This window comes from Streptomyces sp. NPDC047453, from assembly GCF_040643155.1.
Lineage (GTDB): Bacteria > Actinomycetota > Actinomycetes > Streptomycetales > Streptomycetaceae > Streptomyces.
Genome location: NZ_JBEYTS010000107.1, coordinates 14,086 through 17,158, shown reverse-complemented (window position 1 = coordinate 17,158; position 3,073 = coordinate 14,086). Strand labels below are relative to the sequence as shown.

At 72.7% G+C, this 3,073-nt stretch carries 2 protein-coding genes and 1 pseudogene; all 3 read left to right on the top strand.

Going from position 1 to position 3,073, the window contains the following annotated elements:
• Positions 1-107 precede the first annotated feature (107 nt).
• The gene (locus ABZ818_RS39685; RefSeq protein ID WP_361426287.1) at positions 108-689 is read left to right on the top strand and encodes a flavoprotein; all 582 of its coding nucleotides are present in this window, start codon (positions 108-110) and stop codon (positions 687-689) included.
• A gap of 33 nt (positions 690-722) precedes the next feature.
• The gene (locus ABZ818_RS39680) at positions 723-1,691 is read left to right on the top strand and encodes an aldo/keto reductase (protein WP_361426284.1); all 969 of its coding nucleotides are present in this window, start codon (positions 723-725) and stop codon (positions 1,689-1,691) included.
• A 267-nt stretch (positions 1,692-1,958) separates the two neighbouring features.
• Positions 1,959-3,073 (top strand): annotated as a pseudogene (locus ABZ818_RS39675) (hydrolase); the annotation flags it as partial.

Below are 3,073 nucleotides of genomic sequence, written 5' to 3'. Positions count from 1 at the left end.
GCGGCGGCCGGCGGTCGGCTGCCCGTCGCGCCGGCCCGTGGCCCCGGCGGCGGAGGATTGACTAGGGTTCCCGGGTGAGCGAACAGGCCCAGCAGCCCACCGGGGCAATGCCCGGGAAGGAGCCCGGGAAAGCGTCCGGGAAACCCTTCCTCTACCTCGTCGTCTGCGCCGCCGGCATCGCCGAGGGCGTCAGCAAGCTGATCACCGCCGCACAGGAGCGGGGCTGGGAGGCCGGTGTCATCGCGACCCCGGTCGCCATGGGCGGCTTCTTCGACACCGCCGCGGTCGAGGCGCTGACCCGTCGCCCCATACGGTCGGCCTGGCGCACGCCTGCCGACCCGCGCCCGTTCCCGCCGCCGGACGCCGTGGTCGTGGCGCCCGCCACCTTCAACACGCTCAACAAGTGGGCCGCCGGGACCGCCGACACCCTCGCCCTGGCCACCCTGTGCGAGACGTACGGCCTGGGTGTCCCGGTCGTGGTCCTGCCGTGCGTCTCCGACACCCTCGCCGCCCACCCCGCCTACCGGGAGAGCCTCGCCCGCCTGCGCGGGATGGGCGTCCGCTTCGGGGAGCCGTTCTCCGGCGAACCATCGCCGGACGGCGGCCGGCCCGACTTCGGCTGGGAACGGGCACTGGACCTGCTGGACACGTTTCCGACGCGGACGCCCGCGGGCCGCCCCGGCTCGTGACCGGCGACCGCACCATGGACAGGAGCGCCAACGATGCAGTACGTGAAGCTCGGTTCGACAGGTCTCGAGGTGTCGCGGATCTGTCTGGGCTGCATGACCTACGGCGTGCCCGGCCGCGGCACGCACGAGTGGACCCTCGACGAGGAGGCGTCACGCCCGCTGATCCGGCAGGCGCTTGAGGCGGGGATCACCTTCTTCGACACGGCCAACGTCTACTCCGACGGCACCAGTGAGGAGATCGTCGGCCGCGCGCTGCGCGACTTCGCCCGCCGGGACGACGTCGTGCTCGCCACCAAGGTGCACGGCCGGATGCGGCCGGGACCCAACGGCGGCGGGCTGTCCCGCAAGGCGATCATGACGGAGATCGACCACAGCCTGCGCCGGCTGGGCACCGACTACGTCGACCTGTACCAGATCCACCGCTGGGACCCGCACACGCCGGTCGAGGAGACCATGGAGGCGCTGCACGACCTGGTGAAGGCGGGCAAGGTCCGCTACATCGGGGCGAGTTCGATGTACGCATGGCAGTTCTCCAAGGCCCAGTACACGGCCCTGCTGCACGGCTGGACCCGGTTCGTCTCCATGCAGAACCACTACAACCTGCTCTACCGCGAGGAGGAGCGGGAGATGCTTCCCCTCTGCGCGGACCAGGGCGTCGGCGTACTCCCGTGGAGCCCGCTGGCCCGCGGCCGCCTCACCCGGGAGTGGGGCACCACCACCGAGCGCAGCACCACCGACGCCTTCGGCGGCCGGCTCTACCCGGAGGGCGACCGCGGCATCGTCGAGTCCGTCACCCGCGTCGCCGGGGACCGCGGGGTCCCGCGCGCGCAGGTCGCCCTCGCCTGGCTGCTGCGTCAGGACACGGTCACCGCGCCGATCGTCGGCGCGTCCAGGCCGGAGCACCTGCGGGACGCGGTGGCCGCGGTCGAACTGGAACTGAGCGACAAGGAGGCCGAGGAACTGGAAGGGCCGTACGGACCGCACGCCGTCAGCGGTCACTGAGGGCGGCAATTGCCGTGCACGTCGGGCAGTAATCGCATTCCATCCATGGGAATTGACAATTCGTCAACACAGGGTGCCGGGAGCGTTATGCACAAAACCGCGTGATCCCTTGTTGCTCGCCGCTGGCCTGTGTAAAGGTGTGGCCAGTCGGCGAGCAGGCCATGGGTCCTCCCTCTGCGCGGTGGACGTTCGAGATGCCGACACGCCTTTCTGGGACGGATTTTTTGGTACGGACCAAATCCGCGGTGTGTATGGAGGAATGCGGTCGTGAAAGACCAGGGCACGTCCAATTCCCCCACGTCACCCGGTCCGTTCGGTACCACGGACGAGCAGTTGAGCGCCGAACTCCGGAAGTGGACGGGTACTTCGCCCGCTGTGCTGCCCGTCGGTGAACTCCTCGACCGGCACTGGGAGGCGGCCTTCACCTACGCACGGCTGTGCGCCGACGGCCCGCATCCCGCGGGCATGCTCACCACCGCGGCTTTCACCCGCCTGTTCGGCGAGTCCCTGCGGCAGTCCGGGCCGACCGCCGCCTGGCGGCCCCAACTGCTCGTCACCGTGCGCCGGATCGCGGCGGAGTGGAGCACGGACCACCGCCAGGAGATGCTGCACCCGGAGTTGAGGGCCGCGGGCGCGGACGGCGACCGGATCGCCGCGCGGCTGCTGCCGCCGGGCGACCGGCGTCTGCTGTCCCGGGCGTTCCAGCGGCTGCCGCAGACGGGGCGCGCCCTGCTGTGGCACGCGGAGGTCGAGGCCGAACCCGCCGCTGCCCCGGCCCGGCTGCTCGGCCTCGAGGAGGAGGACGCGCGCGTCGAACTCGGGCGAGCCCGGGAGCGGTTGCGCGAGGAGTGCCTCCAGGTGCACCGCGAGGTCGCACCCCGGCAGGAGTGCCTGCTCTACCTGCGGCTGCTCGACGTGACCTACCGGCGCGGCGGCGTCCACGTCGACCCCGATCTGCGCACGCACCTGGCCGGCTGCACGCACTGCCGGCACACCGCCGACCAACTGGCCCAGTTCAACGCGGACCTGGGTGGCGCGCTGGCCGAGGGCGTCCTCGGCTGGGGCGCTTGCGCCTACCGTGCCTCCCGCCTGGCCGGCCCCTCGGCCGCGACGGAACCGGAACACCCCGCGCCCGCCGCCGAGTCGGGGCCGGTCGCGCCCGCCCCCGAGTTTGGGCCGGCCGTGCCCGCCGGGGGAGAGCCGTTCGCGTCGGGGTGGCCGGGGACGCCGGGCGGGCGCGAGCCTTTCGCGCCGGATCCGTCCGGTCCGCCGGCCGCAGGCCCGGCGTACCCGGCCGGACGGCCTGACGGTCCGTACCCGGCCGGACGGCCTGACGGTCCGTACCCGGCCGGACGGCCTGACGGTCCGTACCCGGCCGGACG